This is a genomic window from Pyrinomonas sp., assembly GCF_040289685.1.
Classification (GTDB): Bacteria; Acidobacteriota; Blastocatellia; order Pyrinomonadales; family Pyrinomonadaceae; genus Pyrinomonas.
In genome coordinates this window covers 1-21,200 of record NZ_PSLQ01000033.1, presented here as the reverse complement: position 1 = coordinate 21,200, position 21,200 = coordinate 1, and the positions used below count along the sequence as shown (strand labels likewise).

Sequence of the window (21,200 nt, the reverse complement as noted above, 5' to 3'; positions counted from 1 at the left end):
AGAAGTGGGGCCGAAAATTAAAGACGAAAGCGATTCCGACTCGATGCGAATTCATCAAATCACTCTGCCGACCCCTTTCGACGTTGGGCCGGTGAACGTCTATCTCGTGCTGGACGAACCTCTCACCCTGATCGACACTGGGCCGAAGACGCCCGAAGCGCTCGACGCGCTGCGCGATGGTCTGAGGCGCGCTGGCGTGCGTCCGCTGGACCTGCAACGCATCGTCTTGACGCACACGCACGAGGATCATTGTGGGCTGGCGCGCACGCTGCTCAACGAAGCGCGCGAGGCAGAGGTCTTCGTGCATGGGTGGGAGACGGGCCACCTCGCTTCGCGTTTGGCGTATGAAGAGTATCGCGCGTTGCTTGCACGCGCTGGGGTGCCCAACGGGGTCATCGAAGCGATGCGAAAACTCTACGATGGCGTGCGCCGCTATGCCGACGGGTTAGAACCGGACCAGTGGCGCGAACTGCGCGACGAAGAGGAGTTGGAGTTCGCCTCCGGCACGCTGCGCGTCGTTCACACGCCAGGCCATACGCCTGGTTCCTGCTCGTTCGTTCGCGAAGCCGATCGCACGGTGATCGCCGGTGATTGCGTTCTAAAGCGCATCACGCCGAACCCGATCCTCGCTCCCGATCCGCTCAACCCGCGCCGCCGATTCCGCTCGCTCGAAGAGTATCTGGTCAGCCTCGCCCGTCTGCGCAACTTCGCGCCGACGCTTGTCTATGGCGGGCACGGTGAACCTGTGAACGACTTCGAGGAGTTGTTCACGCGTTATTTGCGACAAGTACGCGAGCGCCAAGCTGAAGTGCTGCGCCTCGTGCCGAAGGCTGGAGCGACCGCTTGGGAACTTTCCGCGCTGCTTTTCCCCGAGGTCGACAACGTGCACCGGTTCCTCGCCCTTTCGGAAACGGTCGCCCACTTGGACCTGGCGACCACCGAGGGAAAATTGCGGATCGAACAGCGAGAGGGAGAAGAAGTTTACATGCCCTCTTGAGAGAAAGCCCACGGCTTCTAGCCGTGAGATGACGCGAGCAGAGTGCGAAGCTGAGCCACTGTCGCAATATATGCTATAACCGTTGTTTGTGGACGAATCCCATCGACAGCGTGCAGGCTTGCGGCGAATCTTTTTCGGCGGGTCGGTGTCGCCGTCGCTTAACTCAACTTTTCGGCGCCAACGGCTTGCGAAATCAGCGTGAGCGAACGATTGTAGCGATAACTGATGTTGAAGTGTCCGTCATCGAACTCTTCGTGGACGAAGGCGATAGCTTGTTGACGCAATTTTTCGGCTAAGATCGAGGCGCCGACGTCCAAGCCGAACTCATCGCGCGTGCCGGCATCGAAATAGAGCAACTTCAAGCGTCGCAGGTTCTCGGCGTATTCACCGACTACGCGTACGGGATCGTGCGCGAGCCAGCGCTGCCAAACCTCTTCGATGACCTCACCAGTTTGCAAATCAAAGGGCAAACGGTAGCCGAGCGGTGCGCTCGAATCGGGCGAGTAACAAGCGCTCATAGCGATGATGTTGAGCGTCGGCACATCGTCTTTGCCGTGCTTCTCCTCGCGCCAGAAACGTTCGAGAAACGACGCCGGATCGCCCTTGATTGTGCGGAATGCTTTGACGAAATCGGGCAGGTAGCAGTACTCGAAGTAACAATCGCCGCTGTGCGAAGCGACGACGCCGAACAGATCCGGGTGGCGCATGCCGTGAACCAACGCCCCGTAGCCGCCGGAGGATTTGCCGACGATGGCGCGTCTTTGCGGTTCAGGCAGCGTGCGGAATTTGGCGTCGACGAAGGGGACGATCTCTCGCACGAGGTAATCGGCGTAGTTTCCGGTGGCTGGCGAGTTGATGTACTGCGAACCGCCGAGCCGCGTAAAGCAATCGGGCATGACGAGGATCATCTCGCCCGCTTCGCCGCGCGAGATGAGCAGGTCCATCCGTTCGGCCAAATTCGGCGAAAAAGGTTGCGCGTTGAGCAGCATCTGGCCGCGCCCGGTGAATCCGGTCAGAACGTACACGGTCGGATAGCGGCGCGTCGGATCAGCATCGTAGCTCGGCGGAAGGTACACGTACAGATCGCGCGTCGTCGGATCGCCGAGCGCGTTGCCGCGCAAAACGTCGCTCGTTAAACTCTCGATGACAATGCGTCCTCTGTTTAACATCTTCGCTGTTCCAATAATGATTCAAATCTTGCGCCGCGTTCAGCTTCATCGGACGGGCGCAAATTCTAAAGCGCGGTCCATATCAGACCGCAATTCGCTGGATTGTAGGCGAAACCAAGCCACGGTGGGAAACTTCCGCGCGCAGGCGAGCGACCCCGCGCGCGGCGGGCGTTGAAAGTCGGAAGCCGAGCTTCGCGTCGTCGGCTGGTTCATGTTATCGTTTCTTCAGGTTCCCGCTTCGCGGTGAACGAAGAACGATTCGCTGGCACCTTTGACACATGCAAGACGTCGCAACCACCGAAAAGAGAACCGCCGATCGGCCCGCTGTCGAGCCAAACAAAGAAGAAAGTCAAACGCGCTTGGTTCAATTCATCGCCGGGACGATCGTCATCATCTTCGCCTTTTTCTACTTGCAGTTTCGCACGCCGGCCATACTCGATGTCGATGGCTACTACCACATCAAGTGGAGCCGCCTTCTCTGGGAAGGGCTGAAAAGCGGGCATTTCCCACCCCCTTTTCCGTATCTGCCGCTGACCGCGCTCAATCCGCAAGACTATGTTGATCATCACCTGCTCTTTCACATCCTTCTGATTCCGTTCTCGCTCTTCGGCGACATGCGCCTTGGAGCCAAGGTCGCCGCTGCGCTTTTCGGCGCGCTCGCCGTCACGTCCTGCTACTGGCTTGTTTATCGTTACCGCGTCCGACATCAACTCATCTGGTTGGCAGCGCTTCTCGCCTGTTCGGCACCTTTTCTTTACCGTCTGAGCATGACGCGTGCGCAGAGCATATCGGTCGTCTTCATGGTGGTGGGCATCTATCTGCTTTTCGAGCGACGCTATCGTTGGCTCGCGCCGCTTGCATTCCTCTACGTTTGGACATACAGCTTGTTCGTGACGTTGGTGGCTGCCGCGTTCATATGGGTGGCGGTTGTTTGGTGGAGCGAACGGCGGTTCGACTGGCAGGCGCTTCTTTGGACCACGATCGGCGCGCTCGCCGGTTTCATCCTCAACCCTTACTTCCCAAAGAACGTGCGCCTCTTCTTCGAGCATTTGATGATGAAGATGACGGCTGGAGACTTCGCCACGAGCGTCGGCGCTGAATGGTATCCTTACGAAAGCTGGTATCTGTTTCACAGTTCGCTCGTCGCTTTCATCGCCATGATCGTCGGCTACGTTGCAACGGGCAGAAACGACCGTGTGCGCGGAGCGCGCGCGGCTTTCTTCCTGCTCTTCTCGACGTTGCTGCTCGTCATCACGGCAAGATCACGCCGCTTCGTCGAGTACTGGCCGCCGTTTGCCGTTCTCTTCGCCGCTTTCGCGCTTCAGCCGCTCATGGAGCGGGCGCGTCATGCCTTCGCCTCTTTGCCGGCTGACGTGTTGGCGGATCTGCAGCCGTTGCTTGACGAAGCAGCCGAACGTCCGCGGAAAAAGAGTTTGTTCCGCGCCGAGGTCGTGACAGGCGCGATCTTCGTCCTGCTTCTCGTCCCGCTCGGCATCAACGTTTACGGCACAGCGCAGACCATCGCTGCTGAAGAGAATCCGTTTGAGTATCGCGGCGGAGCGGAGTGGTTAAGGCGAAACGTCCCACCCGGCGAGATCGTTTTCAACGCGGACTGGGACGATTTCCCGAAACTCTTCTTTTACGATTCCGAACACCGCTACGTTTCGGGCCTCGATCCCACTTACCTGCTCGACCAAAACCCAGAATTATCGCGGCTTTACGAAAACATCACGCTGGGCCGCGAAGCCAATCCGGCGCCGATCATACGCGAACGCTTCGGCGCCCGTTACGTCTTCACCGATAATCAAGAGATCCACAACGCCTTCTATGGCAATATGATCGATAGCGGTTGGGCCGAAGAGGTTTACGCTGACGAACATTGCACCGTGCTCCGCATCCTCGACGAACGGCGCGAGCCACCAGCCATGCCGGAAGACGAAGAGCCGATGGGCGATCAGGATGTTCCTTCGGACGAAAACTAACTCGGATGATCGGGGAGCGAGATGCGACCTTTTGCCTTGCGTTAGGTGAGAACCAAGAGGATGAAGCGACATCAAAAAGAGATCCTTTTTTGCTTCGTGCTGGCCGTGTTGCTCTCGAGCATCGGTTGCGGCGGCGCGCGTCGGACGGAGCAAGCGCCGAAAAGCAGGACGCTGCCGCCCTTCGAACAAGACCTTGACTACGTTCGCAAAGGACAGTTCGCGCACGTCTACGTGATCTCGCGCTCGGACGGGGCACCGCTGACGCGCGAAGACATCGCGTACCTCAAAGCCAATTCGCATCCGGAGACCAACATGTGGGTCATCACCGACGAAGGGCGCCGCGCTATCGCGGGAACCAACTTCGACTGGACGCCGGAGAACTTCGCTGCGCTCGGCAAAAGGTTCGTCGTCGAAGATTACACCGGAAGATGATCGTGTTGGGAGATCCTTTCGGAGAATCGAGGGGAGAGTATGACGAAAGCGAAAGGTTTGCTCGCCATGACGCTCGTCGTTATGGCGTTCCTCATCTCTTGCACAGCGCGTAAGGATAAGACGCTCGAGGCGCGCAACGCCGAAAAGCCATCGTCCGTCGAAAGGGAGACGCAAGCCGTTCCCGCCGAATCCCCGTCCGATGGGGTTAAGCGCGTCACGGTCGAGGAGCTTCAGGCGGCATTGGCGCGCGGCGAAGCCTTGGTCCTCGATGTGCGCAACGAAGCGCAATACCGTGCAGGCCACATCGCCGGTGCCAAATGGATCCCATACACGGAAGTCGGCGAACGAGCTCCGCGCCTTTTACCGCGCGATAAACTGATCGTGACGTACTGCTCTTGACCGGCTGAACACACGAGCGCCCGGGCGGCGCTCGATCTGCAAAAGCTCGGATTCTCGAAGACCGCCGCGCTGCTCGGTGGTTACCAAGCTTGGGAGCAAAAAGGCTTGCCCGTGGAGAAGTCCGGGCCACGGTAATCGCTTCTTGCGGCGTCTTGTTGGCGAACAATAGGCTCCTTCGCGCAGCCGATGATCGAAGTGGAAACGAAGATAAACGCTCTTGCCTGATGCAACCGAAAGCTTTAACTTAGCTGTAATTTCGTCCCCCTTTAGGCAAAGGATGCGAAGATGAAGATCGAAAAGATTGAAGGCGAGCGAGAAGGTCCGGCCATCGCTCTCGTTGCGCACGACGGATGCAAGCATGACTTGGTCGAATGGGCGCGATTCAACCGTGGCACGCTCTCGGCTTTCACGCTCTATGCGACCGGGACGACCGGCGCTTTGATCGAGGCGGAGACGGGGCTTGAAGTCACGCGCCTTTTGAGCGGACCATACGGTGGCGATGCGCAAATAGGCGCGCTCGTCTCGGAAAAGCGCGTTGCGCTGCTGATCTTCTTCTGGGATCCGCTCACGCCGCAACCGCATGATGTCGATGTCAAGGCGCTGCTCAGACTGGCCGTCTTGCACAACGTTCCGACGGCTTGCAACCGCGCGACAGCCGATTTTCTCATCTCATCGCCTCTTCTCGGCGGACTCTTCGCGCGCCGCAACGTGACCCCTACTGCTCGTTGAAGATTTCAATCTTTTGTTGGATTCAAGCGACACTTTCTCCTTCTCCTTCGGGCAAAAATCCTGAGGGCACGACCCGAAGGGGAACCATGATGGGAACGGGCAACTCTAGCCGACGCCTTTTCAGCGTCGCGTTGGCGCTTCTTGCTTTGCTCGGCTCGTCGGCGACGGCGATGAAAAAAGAGCGAGCCGCAGAATTCGAACTCGAAGACCAATTCGGCAAGCGCGTCACCTGCCGCTTTCCGAAAAACAGGCCGAGCATTCTCGCTTTCGGCGATCGCGAAGGCGCGCAGCAGATCGAAGGGTGGATTCGACCAATATACGAAAGATTCGGCCCAAGCGTAGATATTCACGGCATCGCCGTTTTGCGTGAAGTGCCTGCACTTTTTCGCGGCTTCGCTCGGTCGCAATTCCGACGGCGCATTAAGTATCCAGTCCTGCTCGATTTCGAAGGCGACGTAACGGAGCGTTACGGATACGCCGCCGGAAAAGCCAACGTCATCATCGTTGATCGCAACGGCGAGATCCTCCTCAAAGAGACCGGCCCGGCAACGCCAGAGAAACTTCAGCGCATCTACCGTGCCCTCGAAAGCTTGCTCTAAAGGGGCCTCCGCTTGCATCCCTGCCTACCACGAGCAGACGGCGAGAGCCGCCTTCAGGCGCCCCTGGAAAGCCGTCTCCCTTGTCCGGTTGCTCGGCTAGGCTAGTCTCGTGGCCTAAGACCGCCTCGCAGTGCGCGCGCTGCGCGTTCCGGTTGGCTGTAGCGCAGCCAAAGCACGCCGATTCGCTTGGGCTTCATGTGGATAACTGATTTGTCCAGTTACCTCAACCTCTTGGCGAGCAGTTCTCAACCCTGTCACCACATCGAAATGCGCCCGATGGGCCGCGCTCGGGCGCATTTTAATCCCACTTGGGCCTTTTGACTACGGGCGAGGCGTTCAGGCTGACGAGCCTTGAAGTCGTTGTATACTCGATTCGCACTGTATACGTGCTTTACAAAAAATCGCCGCGTCCCTCGTTCTCCAATCAAATCAAGCAGATAGGAGGATAAAAGCGAAGGCTTATGAGTACTTTGTATCCATTTCGCGTGCGGCGCGCGGCGTTTCGGTGGATCCCCTGATCAGAAGCTAAGTTGTTGAAAATGGATTGTTTATGTGCTTCAGGTGGGTTCCTTCGGGGCGCGGCACGCGGCTTGTTCACAAAGGCGGCGCAAAGTTTTCACGACGCAAAGTTTTCACGAAGATTAGGCGGTCGGGAGCGCCGAAGGCGGTTCTCGACCTGCCGTGCGGGGCGGACCCTCGCACGCCCCGTTTTTGAGACGTTTGAGGATTGAACGGAAGGAGAAGGGAAGGTGTTACGTCGCCTATCAGCACACATACTGATCTTGAATTTGGTTGTCTCCCTTGCCCCATTGACAAACCGCGTCGTGGCTGCGAGGCGCGGTCAGGATCAGCCTCAACGCGCTCGCAAGATCGCGGAGGATCTAAGCGCCAGCATCGGACGCAACGCGCCCACCCGTTTGGTGCGCGTCATCATTCAGACCAAAGGGCAACTGTCGAGCGGGCATATGGACGCTCTGACGGCGCGCGGCGGCGTTGCGCGCCGTGCGCTCGGCGAGATCGGCGCAGTGGTCGCCGAAGTTCCCAGCAACGCGCTCGAAGAACTGGCGAACCGCGATGACATCGCATACATTTCGCCCGATCGCCCAGTCAAGGGCGACTTGGAATTGACGCGCGAGACTACGGGGGCGGCTCAAGTTCAAGCGGGCCGCGGCCATCAAGGTCTGACCGGGCGCGGCGTGACGATTGCAGTGATCGACAGCGGCATCAGCGCCAGTCATCCTGATTTCGGGCGGAGGGTGATTGCCACAGTCGATTTCACGGGCAATACACGGCGCGGTGATCCCGGCGGGCATGGCACGGGCGTAGCGAGCGTGGCGGCGGGAAGCGGCGCTGGATCCACCGGTTATGCCGGCAACTTCGCTGGGATCGCGCCCGAGGCGAAGCTCGTTGATATTCGCGTGCTCGATGAAAACGGTGTCGGACTGACGAGCAACGTCCTGCAGGCCGTTAACTGGGCCATACAGAACCGCGATCGGTACCAGATTCGCGTCATCAATATGAGCTTGAGCGCGCCGGTACGCGAATCCTATCGCACCGATCCGCTCTGCCAAGCGGTGGAACGCGCCGTTCGCGCTGGCATCGTCGTGGTTTGCAGCGCGGGCAATCGCGGACGCACCGAGGAGATCATCGGCTACGACGAGCAAGGCAATCCCATCTATCGTTTGGTTTACGGTGGCATTGGCAGCCCGGCCCACTCGCCTTTCGTCATCACTGTCGGCGCGACCGACTCCCGCTCCACGGTCACGCGACGCGATGATGTGGTGGCCTCGTTTTCATCCAAAGGGCCGACGCTGTACGACCGTTTAGCCAAACCCGACATCGTCGCTCCGGGGCGACGCATCATCGCGGCGATGTCGCAGGAGCCGGGCGCGACCATTCCGACGCAGTATCCGGATCGCATCGTGCAACCGACCTCGGGAGGCCGGCAGAATCTTTACTTCACTTATTCGGGAACCTCTTTCGCGGCGCCGGTGGTTTCGGGCGCGGTGGCGTTGATGCTCGAAGCGAACAGGTCCCTCACCCCCGCCCTCGTCAAAGCCGCGCTCATGCGCACGGCGCAAGTTTTACCGGGGCAAAGCTTCGCCAACAACGTGCAGAGCGCGGTGACGCAGGGCGCGGGCTTGATCAACATCCCGGGCGCGGTGGCGATGGCGCGAGCGATTGTGCCGAACGCTGGCCGTCTGCGTGCGGGCGACCAGATCTTCCGTCGCGGCACGAGCCTGCTCGATCTTGGTGCCGGGAATACGATCGCTGGCGAGCGCGTCCTGTACAATGCCCGATTGATCTATGCCGAAGGTGTCCTGTTTAGCAACCACCCGGTGCTAAGCAACGGCATCATGCTGGCCGATCACCGCATCATCGCCAACGGCTGGTTGATGGCGAGCGGCGTTTCACTTGGTGATGGCGTCTCGCTCGGCGACGGCGTCGTGCTTGGCGAAGGCGTGTCGCTCGGCGATGGCATCATGCTGGCCGATGGATTCGTGCTGAGCGATCCGAGCGGTGCACCTGCTGGCGCAGTCTTGCCGACAGGCGTTGCTTTGGATCGAAACTACATGCGCCGCGGCGGCCTTGTGGAGGGTAGCAAAGTGATCTTCGCCAACCAAGCGAGACTCACCTCTGCACAAACCTTGCCGCAAGTGCTCGTCAACGCGACCGGGGCCGTCTGGACCGTCTCTTCCGATGGTGCCGTCTGGACGGTGTCGCCTGACGGTGCCGTGTGGACCGTTTATCTGAACGGCGCGGTCTGGACCATTCGGGCTAACGGCGCGGTCTGGACCATTCAAGCCAACGGCGCAGTCTGGACCTTGAGCCGCGATGGTGCGGTCTGGACCGTGAGCGGCAACGGCGCCGTGTGGACGGCGAATCAAGATGGTGCCGTGTGGACCGTGAATCAAAACGGCGCGGTCTGGACGTTCAGATTCGATGGTGCGGTCTGGACCGTCTCTTCCGATGGTGCCGTGTGGACCGTGAGCGCCAACGGTGCTGTTTGGACCGTGCAATCGAACGGTGCCGTCTGGACGGCACAGCAGAACGGTGCTGTTTGGACCGTGCAATCGAACGGTGCCGTCTGGACCGTGAGCAGTCAAGGGGTCTCGCTCGGTGACGGCGTCTCGCTCGGCGATGGCGTCTCGCTCGGCGATGGCATTATGTTGGCTGATGGTGTTGTGCTCGGCAACGGCGTCTCGCTCGGTGACGGCGTCTCGCTCGGCGATGGCGTCTCGCTCGGCGATGGCGTCTCGCTCGGTGACGGCGTCTCGCTCGGCGACGGCGTCTCGCTCGGCGATTAAGCCCCGACCTTGAACCAAAACACAGCGAGAACTTGTAGGGTGGAATATTCTTTCCACCCTACTTTTTTCTCGCGCGGCGCGTTTAGCGCAAGATGCGCTTCTTTCCGAGTGGAAATCCTCTTCCGCTCCGATTCGTCGGGGGATGAAACGCTACGAGGCAGTGCCCTTTTCGAGCGAAAACGCGGCTTTCGATGATCTCGCGCTTTTGCAGAACTGAGCTTCGGCGTCTTCAAGCGAAAGCGCAGTGGGCCACGTTCAAACGCGGCGCGAAAGGACGCGCTGAGCCTTCGACTTTCGATCTGTTCGGCGGCTTCAATCGAAGGGTCGTTGGGACATAAGGCGAAGGAGCGAATGTCGAGAAGTGTTTTTGGATGATAAGGCGTGAAAACCTTACGCGATTCTCGCTTTGATGGCCTTGGAAAGAGCCTCGAGAAATGTTCCTGAGCGTGAAGCGGGAGGACCGGTACGTCTTTACTGTGATCAGATGATTTACCGAGCGTCAAGAACGTTCTCGGACGCGAAGCGAGAGAAGAGCCTGACCGTTGAGCGCGAATAGACCTCCGGACCAGAGGGTTCTCGCAAAAGCGAGACGAAAGGGCGCGCCGATTCTCAATCGAGCCAAATCGGATCGGTTGCGTCGGGGATTTCGGCTGCGCCGAGCGCGATCGGCGCCGGACGATGGACGAGCAGTGCGCCCGCGATCCAAGCCGACTCGCCTTCCATCGTTTGCAAGCGCAAACTGTACTCGCCGACAGGCGCCGCGGCATCGACGCGCACGCTTACGCTGAGCAGTGAAAGTCCCGCAACCTCTCCTTGTGAACGAACTTCTTCCACCGCAACGTAAGGTGAATCGCTCGATGCTGCGACGACTTCGTCCAAGCCTTCGCCGCCGATCAACACCGTGTAAGTGCGTCCGGGCACGAGCGAGAGCGGCACAGCCGAAAGGTGCGCAGTCAAACCGAGCAGGCGGGGGTTGAGTTTGGGCGCGACGTTCTCCAGCTTGGCATTGAATTCGGTCGCCGAATTGAAGGCTACTTCAATGGGACGTTCCGACGCGACGGCTCGAAAAACGTTCGGCGCGTAAGAGCTGCGGGCAATCTCCCCCAGTTCGATCGGACCATCCATCGGTTCGATCCTTAGGTTATAACTGCCTGCTGGCAGCCCATCGATCCTGTAAGATCCATCCTCACGCGTAATGCCGCCAGCGATGACGCGCCCGGTTGCTGCCTCCTCGATGAAGATGTGTGCGCCGAATATTGGACCGCCGTCGGCGAAGAGGAGCTTGCCCATCAAGCTTCCCCATTCTGCGTTCGGCCTGTAGAGAGCGCGCGCTGCGGCGCGATCGTCTTCTGCCAGTTGGCGCAAGTCAACGACGCTTTCTCGCGCGTCGTTCATCCGTAGGCGCGGACGCATGATTGAGCCGAGCACTGCCGAATGAGCAAGACCGAGAGCGTGGCCCAGTTCGTGCGTGAGCGTCGCTTCAAGGTCGAACGTGCCCGGCGTTCCATCAGTGGAGAAGAGAAGATTTGGGTTGAGCGCGATATCGGCTTCGCTGATCGCGCCTGAGCGTGGATTGAAGAAAACGCGCGTGCGACCGGCCAAGTCCCCTTCGTCGGCGAAGAGCGCTAGATTCTCCGGCGCGTCGGCAACCGTGATCAGGTTGATTCCGTCCCCACTGCTAGCGCTGCTGCTGACCGATTGCGTTGAGGAGAGCGCGAGGCCGAGGTGCAGACCGGTTTCTGCGGACCAACGCGCCAACGCGCGACGCACGGCGCGCACGATCTCCGCTCGGTCGGCACGGACGTTTGGCGCAACAAAGAAAGAGTCGGAAAGGGCGAAGCGGATGCTCTTTTTGTTCCACCGGACGGCGCGATTCGCCTCGCTTCTTTGAAGCGTGTAAGCTCTGCCCCGCAAATTCGCCTGCGCGGCGAGCAGAAAAGCGACGAAGATGCACAAGCAAAGACGCATTGGCCATCCGTAATGATGCGGGAGGCGTCCTTTCAGCGGACGCCGAACGTTCATCCGCCGTGCACCTACGATGCGCGCGGGCTACGGACGGAAGAAGTTCGGCCCCCCGGTCGCTGAAAGCTTACGCCATTTGGCTGGTTCGGATCAATGGTGGCAAAAGCGTTGGTTTTTGGCATCGAATTTGCTCCGCCGAGTTCAGATCGCGGTCTGGAAGAGGAGGGAGAAAATTGAGCCTTGATTCGGCACAGAGCGAGCTGATTCGGCGCAACATCTCTGCGGTCGCCGAAATTCAACAGCGCGAGGCATCCCGTCGCTCGCGTCAAGAACGCATCGCCGATTGGATCACGGAGTTTTCCGGCTCGATGCCCTTCGTCTACATTCATGCCGTTTGGTTTGCGCTTTGGATCCTGCTCACTCAACGTCGGCCTCTTTCACGTCCCACACCTGACGGAATTCGATCCCTTTCCGTTCGGCCTGCTGACTCTGATCGTCTCGCTTGAAGCGATCTTTCTTTCGACCTTTGTGCTCATCTCGCAGAACCGTTTATCGCGGCTGAGCGAACAGCGGGCCGAACTCGATCTGCAGATCAACCTGCTCGCCGAGCACAAGATCGCCAAAATACTCGAGATGCTCGACGACGTGGCGCAGCAGCTCAGCGCGATGAGCAAAAATTTCGAGGTGCGCGCCGATCCAGACGTCGAGGCGCTCAAGCAATCGGCAGATCCGCAGGAGGTGCTGAGCGTCATGGAAGAGATCGTCAAAGAGGAAGCGGCCAGCGTCAAGCATGAGATAGACGAGCTGACCGGAGAGGTCGAAAGCGTCGGTCAAGAGGTCGAGCGCGTCGATCGGAAACTGGAAGTCGTAGCCGAAGATGTACGCGAGATCAAGAGCGAGATCAACGCCGACAAGTAGCAGCGGCCTTCTTCGAGGACCTTTTTGCCCAGCGCTTTCAATACGGAAAGGGTCGCAAAAAAGCTCGCTCAGACAACTCCCATCTGTTCCGCAAGCCTACAAAGAAGCTTCCTTCGCCCGTTAAGAGGCTCCCTTGCGTGGCGCGGCTGCGTTGTGCGAAAGGTGGTCTTTCGCCGTTAGCAAGGGGCAGATGGGAGAGCCTGCTGGCAGACCGATCGCCTGTGGCGATCTTGCGATCCGAGGCAAGATCGCCACAGCGTGCGGCTCGCCGCCCCGTATCGAACTGCGGATATTTCGCTTGGCGCGCTGCGGCACATCCCTTGCTCTCGAACGCAGTGCACAGGCGAGAGGGAAAGATGGCGAGGTCGTTAAGTCGAGGCAGCTCCTCCAAATCAGAACCCTTTCGCCTGCGCTTTGAATCTGGTTAGGACCGACTTTACGAAAGGGAGTGGCAAGAGGATGAAAAGAGCGTCTTTGATTCTGACCTTAATGCTGGTCTTCGGTTTTGGCAGCCTTGCTATGGCGCAAACGAGCGGCGGACAAAGCTCGAACACGTCTTCGGCGACGGCTTCGAGCAAGACCAAAAAGCGCCATCATCGCAAGCGCCATCACCGTCGTCATGCCAAGAAGACGGCGAGAACGAATTCGAACACCAGCCGTTGATTCTGAAAAGAGCGTTCCTTCGCGCTCAAGGCCGCTCGCACGACCGTCCCGTGATGCGTTTTCAAGCGGGCGACGCACTCGCGCGAGCGGCCTTGAAGTTTAGGGCGCTGCTCGTTTCAAGCGCGAGCACAAACGCTGTGCCCGCAGGCCACATCGTCGCGCGATGATCCTGAAGACTTCTTCCAAAGAGACGTTTGCCAAGCCGCGAGCGAACCTCGGCTCGGAGCAAACGATCAAGCTAGAAGCGCTGGTCGCCTCGTTGCTTCTGTGTGGCTTGTTGCTCTTTGCTCTCTTCTCGTCGTGCGCGAATCGTTCCATCGAAGAGACGGTGACGACCGACGTCGGTCGGCGAACAGCGCAAATGGTGAACGCGCCGCCCATCGTTCAATACCCGCAACTGCCGGAACGCGACCCGGACGTGGAAACGGCTGGCGATCGCATCGCCGAGGCGATCATGCGCCTTCGTCGCCGCCAAACGGCCAACGCGCTGCGTGCATTGGCGCGGGCCAATGCCGCACTTGTGCGCGCTGGTCGCGCTGCAGGGCGGACCGACGCTGAGCGCGATATGTTGAATTCAACCCTGAGGCAGATCAAAACAGCCGAAGCTTTGATCAACCGCGGCGTCACCGAGCAAGCGATCAAACAGCTCAGCGAAGCTAACCGGAATCTCGATCGCCTCAACATGCACCAACTATGACGCCGATCAACCCCCCTCGGCAGCGGTGAAGCTGAGCTGATATCCAGCAAGGATCAGCGCCCCCAACGTCTTCTCACAAGCTTGCGTCGCGACGGTCCAGTGTCCCGCAACAGTAGCGGCCCTTCTGGTCAAAGAAGCGATGGTCTTTTCGAGAGCGCAAGGACCGTGGCGAGACGGCTGTGGAGCGGTTCTGCGGCAAATCTCTTCGGTGCTCTTTAAGGCTCCTCGCTCAACTTGATGCCGAATCTTTCGGCCATGCGGTAGAGCGTGCGACGGTCAATGCCAAGCACTTCGGCGGCGCGCATGCGATTGCCACCGACTTCGTTGAGGACGTGGATGAGATAACGCCGTTCGAGTTCGTCGAGCGTCGGAAGGTCGGCGTAGATCGCCGCAAGCGACGGGTGCTCGCTCAAAAAGCGCGCGCGCGCCGGATCGGCTTGTAGTTTGGGCGGAAGGTCCTCGGGCATAATTTCGGTGCCGCGCGCGCGCAGTGCAGCGTATTCAATCGCCGATTCGAGTTCGCGGACGTTGCCTGGCCATGAATAGGAGACCAGCAATGCCAACGCCGGTGGGGAAAGGCGCAAGCGACGGGCGCGCGCCGTTTCTATGCGGCGAAGGAAATTCTCCGCCAGCAACTGGATGTCGTCGCGGCGTGCGCGCAAAGGCGGGACGCGAAGCGTGACGACGCTCAAACGGTAGTAGAGATCTTCGCGAAAGCGGCCAGCCGAAACCTCTTTTTCCAGATCGCGGTTGGTGGCAGCCACAACGCGCGCATCGACGCGAACGCTCCGCGCCGAACCGACCCGCCTTATTTCGCCCGATTGGAGAGCGCGCAGGAGTTTGACCTGCATGGCCGGACTCGTCTCGCCGATCTCATCGAGAAAGAGCGTGCCCCCTTCGGCCTCTTCCCAAAGCCCTTTGCGATCGGCGACGGCGCCGGTGAACGCCCCTTTGACGTGTCCGAAGAGTTCCGCTTCAAGCAGCGTTTCGGTCAAAGCTCCGCAGTTGACGGCGACAAATGGTCCGCGCGCGCGTTCGCTGTGTTCGTGAATGGCGCGCGCGACAAGCTCCTTGCCCGTGCCCGATTCGCCGACGATGAGCACGGTGGAACGCGATGGGGCGACGCGCGCGATCTCCTTGTAGAGTTCGATCATGGCCGGCGTTCTGCCAATCAACCCTGCGCTCTGGCGTGAAGCTGCTTCCGTATCTTTGCCGGCCTTTTCGGTTTCGCTCGTGCGTTCCATGGCACGACGCGCTGTGGCGATCACCTCCGTGACTTTGAAGGGTTTGGAGATGAAATCCCACGCGCCTTCGCGCGCCGCTTCCACCGCTGCTTCCAACGTGCCGAAGCCCGTGATGAGGATCACGGGGGCGCGTTGGCGCAGCGCACGCAGGATGTCCAGTCCGGACTGTTCCGCTTCGAGGTTGATGTCGCTGACGACGAGATCGAACTCGATTTGGGCGGCAAGACTAAGTGCTTCAGCGGGCGTTTGTGCCGTTTCGACAGCCCATCCTTGCGCGACGAAGATTTCACGCAACAGTTCGCACGAAGCGCGGTCATCATCTATGACGAGGATGCGTTTCATAACCACATGCCCCACGAACGGAACGCTCTAATCATACACCTCACCAGGAGAAGCGGAAAACGGCCATCCTACGGCGACGATCTCGCGGCCCGCATCGGCGAAAGCTTATCTCGCGTTGCGCCTATCGGCCTCATTCGCGAACTTTTCGCCGAGGAGCCACATAAGGCGAGGTAGTTTTCAGCCAACCTCATGATTTCAGCGCGAGAGGGTCAAGCGGAGGAGTCGGCGCGCGGGAAGTGAAGGCGAAAGAGCGTGCCGCGTTGCGGCGCGGTTTCAACTTCGATGCGCCCGCCGTGTTCGTGCACGACCTGTTGTACGATGAAGAGCCCCAACCCAGCACCGCGCCCGCGCCCTTTGGTCGTGTAGAAAGGCTCGAAGATGTGCGATCGAACATCTTCGGTCATGCCGCTTCCCGTATCGGCGATTTCGATGATCACTTCCTCCGTCCCTTCCGCTCGCGTGCGCACGGTCAGCGTGCCGCCGTAAAGCATGGCGTCGAGCCCGTTGTTGATCAGGTTAATGAGCGCCTGTTGCAAGCGATCGGCATCGCCAGCGACCAATGGGAGGGGGGCCGCGAATTCGGTTTGCAGCGTGACGTTGCGCGCTTCGAGCGCCGGCGCCGTCGCGTTGAGAATACGCCGCACGAGCGCGTTCAGATCAAGCGGCGCGAAAACCGTGGTCTCCGGTCGCGTGCGATCGAGCATATGACGCACGATGCGTTCGATACGCTCGATCTGCTCGCCGATGATGTCAAGGCGCGAAACAGCGCGCGGATCATCGAGCGCAGCGCGCAACAGTTGAACATGACCGCTGATGAGATTGAGCGGCGTGCCCACTTCGTGGGCGAACTGCGCGGCCGTCTGTCCGGCGGCGGCCAGCCTTTCCAGTTCGGTTATGCGGCGAGTGGTGCGCCACAGTTCGCGGTTGATCGTTTCGAGTTGTTCGTTTCGTTTTTGAAGTTCGAGCGTCGCTTCGCGGACGCGCTCTTCGAGCAGTTGCTTGCGTTTTTCGCGCTCCTCGCTCATGACGCGAATGCGCGCGATCATGCGGTTAAACCCTTCCGATAATTGGCCCAGCTCATCCGAGGCGCGCACGGGCGCGCGCGCCTCGAAATCTCCGGCTTCGGCGCGCGCCATGGCCGCAAGCAAGGCGTCAATCGGGCGGTAGATCACTTGTCGAAAGAGCAAATAGGTTGAAAGCGTGATCAAGACGATCGCCAGCAGCGAAATCCAAACGGCGGTTTGTCTGTAACGCACGGCAACTGACGGCGCGTCGTCTAACCTTTGGACCAGCTCCACTGCACCGCTGACGCGCCCGTCCTCTGTGATCGGCGCGAAGACGCGATAAACCGAGCCGTCTTTTTCCGTTGGACGCGCGCTGACTACGCGCGAAGCCATGCCGCTGCGAAGCGAATTCTTGGTCTCTTCCGGAATCTCTTCGGCGGGCGCGCTTCCGGCAGCCGCCGCGGTCTCGACGAAGACGCCGCCGACGCGCTGCCATATGCGCACACTGATGATGCCGGGACGCGATCCGCGCACCAGCGTCGCCGCTTGCGCCATTTCGGCGGGATCGCGCGGCGTCGGCGTCTGACTGATCTGTTGGGCCAAATTGATCGCCTGCAGTTCAGCCAGCATCTTCTGCTCTTCGCGCACGAGGTCGGCCACGCGAGAGCTGATGACCAAGAACATCGCCGCCAGAACGATCAATGTGATGGCTGAGACGAGCAACGTCGTTTTGGTGTGTAAGCGGAGCGGACGCGCACCTTTCTTCTTTTCCTGTGGTGAAACCGGCGACGGAGCCTGCTCGCCCTTTGATGCCGAATCGGTTGCGTCGCGCGCATCGATCATCTACGTGGAACCTCGTTGCGGAAATGGAAGCTACGTTCTGCCGGGGGAGTTTCGATGTCGCTCCTCAAGGCATATTTTACCGCGCCTTCGCCCGCCGATCATCGAAAAGGACGAAGCTCGAGAAGACCAACGCGGGGAATCAAGCGCATCCGCGGCGCTGAAAGCGCGAACAGTTCGTAGAATGTGACTCGGTGAAAAATCCGAGTTCGACTCTCGCGGGCAAAAGATCGCCCGCTCAAGAGCGCAAATTGGGGTGACCGTCCGACAGCGCGACGCTCGCGCGTCCGAGTCGCCGACGGTCGCTGGCGCGCAAAGCAGAAACCATTTCTCGCCGCGAGAGCGTGAGGATCGGTCTGGGGCGTGATTCAAAGGCTAACCGGCGGCGAGCGATGCGCGCGATCAGCGATCCTTCGTCGAAGCCCAGCGCCATCTTGAAGACTACCGACGGCGCTCGGTCGTGTTCATCTCTGTAAGGCTGCTTTCGGTCGAAGGTCTCCCACCTTCGAGATCGGCGAAAGCGACGACGAGCATCAAGACCGTCAAACTGAGCGTCGCCAGAACGTAGAGCAATGCGATCTGCCCTTTCCAGAGCAGTCCAATGACGATCGCCGCGACCACTGCCACCCACAACAATGTGGTCTTCCTTCGCCGATTCTTCCCCTTTTTCGTCTGCACCATCTCGCTCTTTCGCTCCTTCGGAAGATTTCGCTCTAACTTCAGCAAATTACGCGCGCTCTTTTCGTTTCTACTCTAGTAGATTACGCGCAGCGGAAGTGCTGTGCTGAGGGCCGTCACCGTGTTGAAAGCGGTGCCCAAAAGCGTCTGTAGGATCGTCGATTTGTTCACCGTCGCGCCCGGCACCTCGATTATGTCATAGGGTTGCAACGCCATGTCCGGCACTTTCTGCTTGCGCACGTTATTGAGGTCCACTTTGATGATCTCCGGTTCGAGCGATCCGAGTTTGCGCCGATAGATCTTGACCTCGCCAGCTTTGGCGTCCTTGCGCAAGCCGCCGACCATGGCGATGGCGGTCATCAGCGATGTGTTGCTGCGCAGGTAGATGCCTTGTGGTGAGACCACCGCTCCGGTGATGTAAACGGGAGCGGCCTCTTGCACGATCACGATGTCGCCCGGACGGATGATCGGATTGGCCTCTTGCTTGCCCAGCTTCAAGTCCTCGATGCTGTACACATCGAACGGGACGCGAAATACGTCGTCCGTCTGCGCTTGCGTCTGCTCGCGCGCAGCGATCGCCTGTTCTTCTTCGGTTTCGGGGCAAGTCAACGGTTCGGTGTGAAAGATCTGAATCGTTCCGCCAGCCTGTTCGGTGACGCCGCCAGCGCTGGCCAGCACTTCGAGCAGCCGCACGCGACGCAACATCTGCAAGCGCTGCGGCGCGCGCACGGCACCGTAAACGATGGCAGGCGATTTGCTTCGCCGCTCGATGACGCGCACGCTCACCTGCGGATCGCGCAAATAGCGCGATAGTTCTTGCGCGATCGCCTTGCGCACTTCGTTTCGAGTGCGACACTTGACGTTGATCGGTTTTTCAACGAACGGGATCTCGATGTTGCCGTCTTCGTCCACTTCAACTTGGCCGTTGAATTGCGGCTCGCCGAAGACGCGCACATCGATGATATCGCCGGGACCGAGTTTGTAGTAACGATTGCTGCCCGAACCGTCGAGCACGCTATCTACCCCATCGCCGCCAGTGCTGCCAGCGGACGAGCCGCTTTTAGGCGCGCCGATGACCTGAGCGCGAAGCTCTGCCGTCAGCCCTGAAAGCAGAGTGGCCAGTGCCAGCGCGATCAACTTCCAACGCATTGCGAAACCTCCTGTTGATCCAGTGTCGCGATCGCTCGCAAGTTCAAACCGCACCGTGCGAAAGTGACGGCGGCGTTCTTTTCAACAACCGAAAATGATGGCACAAAAGGAAGAGGAAAACAAACGCCCGAACCCGTGATGAATCGCCGTTCTTGGCGTAAACTTCCGTTCGTTCCTATAAACTTCACACGGAGCAGCGAAACAAAGATGGGCGAATTCAGCGAACAGGTTGCTTTGGTGACGGGCGCGACGTCGGGGATCGGACGCGCCGTCGCTTTGCGGATGGCGTGCGAAGGTGCACGAGTGGTCGGCGTCGGACGGCGCGAGGAGGCTTTGCGCCAACTGGAAGAAGAGGCCGCGCGCGCGGGCGGCACGGTGCGCGCGATGCGCGCCGACGTCACCACGGATGCCGAAAGAGTGGTTCGCGAAACGGTCGCTACGTTCGGCGCGCTCGATGTGCTCGTCAATGCCGCTGGCATCATTTCCAATGGAACGATCGAGACGACTGCGCTCGAAGAGTGGGATCGCGTGATGGAAGTAAACGTGCGCGCCGTCTTTCGGCTGATGCAATTAGCTGTGCCGCACTTGGAGCGCACGCGCGGCAACATCGTCAACGTCTCGAGCGTCACGGGACTTCGCGCTTTTCCCGGCGTGCTCGCCTACTGCGTTTCCAAAGCGGCGCTGGACCAATTAACGCGCTGCGCGGCGCTGGAACTCGCGCCCAAAGGGATTCGCGTCAACGCCGTCAATCCGGGCGTCGTGCGCACCGAGCTTCACCGTCGCGGCGGCATGAGCGATGAGGAGTACGCCGCGTTCATCGAGCGCTCCAAACAGACGCATCCGCTCGGACGCATCGGCGAGGCGGACGAAGTGGCCGAACTGGTGCTCTTTCTCGCCTCTCGACGCGCGGCATGGATCACAGGCGCAACCTACCCAATCGACGGCGGACGCTCGCAAACCTGTGCGCGGTGAATCCGCCGAGCGACGATGACGGCGGCATTTCGAAACGGGCGGTAGCAGCATCGGAAGCAGGACTGCCCCAATCTCGCCGAGCAAAGATGGCGGCGACATTTCGGAACGAAGGATTTCGGACCAAAGCCGCCCTTCAGAACGGTCGGCGACCGGAAGAGCAGAAACTGACTTCAAGATCAGCGCGCGGAATCTTTCGCGAGCAAAGGTGATCCGAAGATCGCGGAGATCTTTTCGCGTTCGAGATCAACGCACGGATTCGAACTCGGCTTCGGCGTGTTCGCCGCCGACGCCATCGAGCACGACGCGCCCGTTGGGCAGGACCTTTCGCACGCGAAAGGTCCGCTCAAGCGCACTGCGCCCGGGCATCAACTCGGCGCGAAAGGTTAGTCTCTGACCGGGGCGCACCCAAACATCCTGTTGCGCTTCGGCGCTTGGGCGCTTCCTCTTTTTGATCCAGAGTCCAAGACCAAGCGTGCCGATGCCGAAGGCGGCGCTTTTCAAAAGCAGTTTGGTACGACGTTTCATCCGACCAAAAGTCGCGAAGATGTTTCGAGAAAGGCCCGCCTGATCAGCAGATCCCTCTGCGCGCATTGAAACTCGCCAAAGCGATGCGACGGCGTCCAACCAGCTCAGCAGAGAGGATCCAACTTCTGGCTGATGACGGATAGTCCGCTTGTGGCCTTTTCGGCGTTCAATCTGATGTAATGCTTCCACTCTTCCGGCACCCCATCTTCAGGATAGATCGCTTCTACAGGGCATTCGGGGACGCAAACATCGCAGTCGATGCAAATTTCCGGATCGATGACGAGCATTCGTTCATCCAAGCGAAAGGCCTCTACCGGACAAACCACCGCGCAATCCGTGTACCGGCAATCAATGCAAGGTTCCGTGACGACGTAAGCCATTCTTCTCTTCGCTCCCTCTCATGCTTTTTGTTCACAGCGAGACGCGGATCACAAGAGCCATTCCGTCCGGTCCCATCTCCATTTTAAGCGTCAACCTGCGCTGCGCGAAAGCGAGGGAGTTCAGAGATCATCAGTCGAGGTCGGGCGAAGATTTAGTGACGGATCATGCTTCGCTCGTCTGCGCCGGTGGCTCCGGCATGAGCGATTTGAG

The 21,200-nt window shown here is 59.7% G+C and carries 18 protein-coding genes; 10 read left to right on the top strand and 8 right to left on the bottom strand.

Annotated features, from left to right (window positions below; translation table 11 throughout):
• Positions 1-43 precede the first annotated feature (43 nt).
• Positions 44-997 (top strand): MBL fold metallo-hydrolase, encoded by a 954-nt coding sequence (locus tag C4334_RS08640; RefSeq protein ID WP_352431685.1) that lies wholly within the window; start codon positions 44-46, stop codon positions 995-997.
• A gap of 158 nt (positions 998-1,155) precedes the next feature.
• Here C4334_RS08640 and C4334_RS08635 read toward each other — a convergent pair whose 3' ends face one another.
• Positions 1,156-2,166 carry an alpha/beta hydrolase gene (locus C4334_RS08635; protein ID WP_352431684.1) on the bottom strand — a complete coding sequence of 337 codons (1,011 nt, stop codon included), beginning with the start codon at positions 2,164-2,166 and terminating at the stop codon, positions 1,156-1,158.
• Between the two features lie 278 nt (positions 2,167-2,444).
• On the opposite strand from C4334_RS08635, the gene C4334_RS08630 reads away from it, so the two are divergent.
• From C4334_RS08630 to C4334_RS08605, 6 genes are all read left to right on the top strand, one after another.
• On the top strand, positions 2,445-4,148 hold the full coding sequence (locus tag C4334_RS08630) for a hypothetical protein (RefSeq protein ID WP_352431683.1): 1,704 nt from the start codon (positions 2,445-2,447) through the stop codon (positions 4,146-4,148).
• Between the two features lie 60 nt (positions 4,149-4,208).
• A complete protein-coding gene (locus C4334_RS08625; RefSeq protein ID WP_352431682.1) occupies positions 4,209-4,580 on the top strand; it encodes a hypothetical protein in 372 nt (123 codons plus the stop codon).
• Positions 4,581-4,619: 39 nt separating this feature from the next.
• On the top strand, positions 4,620-4,979 hold the full coding sequence (locus C4334_RS08620) for a rhodanese-like domain-containing protein (RefSeq protein WP_352431681.1): 360 nt from the start codon (positions 4,620-4,622) through the stop codon (positions 4,977-4,979).
• Positions 4,980-5,264: 285 nt separating this feature from the next.
• Positions 5,265-5,708 carry a methylglyoxal synthase gene (locus C4334_RS08615; RefSeq protein ID WP_352431680.1) on the top strand — a complete coding sequence of 148 codons (444 nt, stop codon included), beginning with the start codon at positions 5,265-5,267 and terminating at the stop codon, positions 5,706-5,708.
• Between the two features lie 170 nt (positions 5,709-5,878).
• Positions 5,879-6,307 (top strand): peroxiredoxin family protein, encoded by a 429-nt coding sequence (locus tag C4334_RS08610; protein WP_352431679.1) that lies wholly within the window; start codon positions 5,879-5,881, stop codon positions 6,305-6,307.
• A 749-nt stretch (positions 6,308-7,056) separates the two neighbouring features.
• The gene (locus C4334_RS08605; protein ID WP_352431678.1) at positions 7,057-9,615 is read left to right on the top strand and encodes a S8 family serine peptidase; all 2,559 of its coding nucleotides are present in this window, start codon (positions 7,057-7,059) and stop codon (positions 9,613-9,615) included.
• A 609-nt stretch (positions 9,616-10,224) separates the two neighbouring features.
• Here the strand turns inward: C4334_RS08605 and C4334_RS08600 are convergent.
• The gene (locus C4334_RS08600; protein WP_352431677.1) at positions 10,225-11,583 is read right to left on the bottom strand and encodes a matrixin family metalloprotease; all 1,359 of its coding nucleotides are present in this window, start codon (positions 11,581-11,583) and stop codon (positions 10,225-10,227) included.
• Between the two features lie 381 nt (positions 11,584-11,964).
• Here C4334_RS08600 and C4334_RS08595 point away from each other — a divergent pair, with 381 nt between their 5' ends.
• The gene (locus tag C4334_RS08595; RefSeq protein ID WP_352431676.1) at positions 11,965-12,495 is read left to right on the top strand and encodes a DUF1003 domain-containing protein; all 531 of its coding nucleotides are present in this window, start codon (positions 11,965-11,967) and stop codon (positions 12,493-12,495) included.
• 826 nt (positions 12,496-13,321) lie between these two features.
• A complete protein-coding gene (locus C4334_RS08590) occupies positions 13,322-13,855 on the top strand; it encodes a hypothetical protein (protein WP_352431675.1) in 534 nt (177 codons plus the stop codon).
• Between the two features lie 215 nt (positions 13,856-14,070).
• On the opposite strand, the gene C4334_RS08585 is transcribed toward C4334_RS08590, so the two are convergent.
• From C4334_RS08585 to C4334_RS08570, 4 genes are all read right to left on the bottom strand, one after another.
• A complete protein-coding gene (locus tag C4334_RS08585; RefSeq protein WP_352431674.1) occupies positions 14,071-15,441 on the bottom strand; it encodes a sigma-54-dependent transcriptional regulator in 1,371 nt (456 codons plus the stop codon).
• A gap of 209 nt (positions 15,442-15,650) precedes the next feature.
• Complete coding sequence (locus C4334_RS08580) at positions 15,651-17,288, bottom strand: sensor histidine kinase (protein WP_352431673.1); 1,638 nt, start codon at positions 17,286-17,288, stop codon at positions 15,651-15,653.
• A 438-nt stretch (positions 17,289-17,726) separates the two neighbouring features.
• Positions 17,727-17,966: a hypothetical protein gene (locus tag C4334_RS08575; RefSeq protein WP_352431672.1), complete on the bottom strand. Its 240-nt coding sequence runs from the start codon at positions 17,964-17,966 to the stop codon at positions 17,727-17,729.
• A gap of 72 nt (positions 17,967-18,038) precedes the next feature.
• Positions 18,039-19,112, bottom strand: coding sequence for a polysaccharide biosynthesis/export family protein (locus tag C4334_RS08570; RefSeq protein WP_352431671.1), 1,074 nt, complete (start codon positions 19,110-19,112; stop codon positions 18,039-18,041).
• Positions 19,113-19,319: 207 nt separating this feature from the next.
• Here C4334_RS08570 and C4334_RS08565 point away from each other — a divergent pair, with 207 nt between their 5' ends.
• On the top strand, positions 19,320-20,084 hold the full coding sequence (locus C4334_RS08565; protein ID WP_352431670.1) for a glucose 1-dehydrogenase: 765 nt from the start codon (positions 19,320-19,322) through the stop codon (positions 20,082-20,084).
• A gap of 243 nt (positions 20,085-20,327) precedes the next feature.
• Here the strand turns inward: C4334_RS08565 and C4334_RS08560 are convergent, their stop codons facing one another.
• Positions 20,328-20,609: a hypothetical protein gene (locus C4334_RS08560; RefSeq protein WP_352431669.1), complete on the bottom strand. Its 282-nt coding sequence runs from the start codon at positions 20,607-20,609 to the stop codon at positions 20,328-20,330.
• A 104-nt stretch (positions 20,610-20,713) separates the two neighbouring features.
• Complete coding sequence (locus C4334_RS08555; RefSeq protein WP_352431668.1) at positions 20,714-20,989, bottom strand: ferredoxin family protein; 276 nt, start codon at positions 20,987-20,989, stop codon at positions 20,714-20,716.
• Positions 20,990-21,200: the final 211 nt, after the last annotated feature.

Excerpts from the sequence above, each read along its gene's own strand:
- C4334_RS08595 (WP_352431676.1), top strand. The coding sequence starts at position 11,965 with ATGCCGTTTGGTTTGCGCTTTGGATCCTGCTCACTCAACGTCGGCCTC.
- C4334_RS08555 (WP_352431668.1), bottom strand. The coding sequence starts at position 20,989 with ATGGCTTACGTCGTCACGGAACCTTGCATTGATTGCCGGTACACGGAT.
- C4334_RS08575 (WP_352431672.1), bottom strand. The coding sequence starts at position 17,966 with ATGGTGCAGACGAAAAAGGGGAAGAATCGGCGAAGGAAGACCACATTG.
- C4334_RS08580 (WP_352431673.1), bottom strand. The coding sequence starts at position 17,288 with ATGATCGATGCGCGCGACGCAACCGATTCGGCATCAAAGGGCGAGCAG.
- C4334_RS08640 (WP_352431685.1), top strand. The coding sequence starts at position 44 with ATGCGAATTCATCAAATCACTCTGCCGACCCCTTTCGACGTTGGGCCG.
- C4334_RS08560 (WP_352431669.1), bottom strand. The coding sequence starts at position 20,609 with ATGAAACGTCGTACCAAACTGCTTTTGAAAAGCGCCGCCTTCGGCATC.
- C4334_RS08600 (WP_352431677.1), bottom strand. The coding sequence starts at position 11,583 with ATGCGTCTTTGCTTGTGCATCTTCGTCGCTTTTCTGCTCGCCGCGCAG.
- C4334_RS08615 (WP_352431680.1), top strand. The coding sequence starts at position 5,265 with ATGAAGATCGAAAAGATTGAAGGCGAGCGAGAAGGTCCGGCCATCGCT.
- C4334_RS08620 (WP_352431681.1), top strand. The coding sequence starts at position 4,620 with ATGACGAAAGCGAAAGGTTTGCTCGCCATGACGCTCGTCGTTATGGCG.
- C4334_RS08610 (WP_352431679.1), top strand. The coding sequence starts at position 5,879 with ATGAAAAAAGAGCGAGCCGCAGAATTCGAACTCGAAGACCAATTCGGC.
- C4334_RS08590 (WP_352431675.1), top strand. The coding sequence starts at position 13,322 with ATGATCCTGAAGACTTCTTCCAAAGAGACGTTTGCCAAGCCGCGAGCG.
- C4334_RS08635 (WP_352431684.1), bottom strand. The coding sequence starts at position 2,166 with ATGTTAAACAGAGGACGCATTGTCATCGAGAGTTTAACGAGCGACGTT.
- C4334_RS08625 (WP_352431682.1), top strand. The coding sequence starts at position 4,209 with ATGAAGCGACATCAAAAAGAGATCCTTTTTTGCTTCGTGCTGGCCGTG.
- C4334_RS08565 (WP_352431670.1), top strand. The coding sequence starts at position 19,320 with ATGGGCGAATTCAGCGAACAGGTTGCTTTGGTGACGGGCGCGACGTCG.
- C4334_RS08570 (WP_352431671.1), bottom strand. The coding sequence starts at position 19,112 with ATGCGTTGGAAGTTGATCGCGCTGGCACTGGCCACTCTGCTTTCAGGG.
- C4334_RS08630 (WP_352431683.1), top strand. The coding sequence starts at position 2,445 with ATGCAAGACGTCGCAACCACCGAAAAGAGAACCGCCGATCGGCCCGCT.
- C4334_RS08585 (WP_352431674.1), bottom strand. The coding sequence starts at position 15,441 with ATGAAACGCATCCTCGTCATAGATGATGACCGCGCTTCGTGCGAACTG.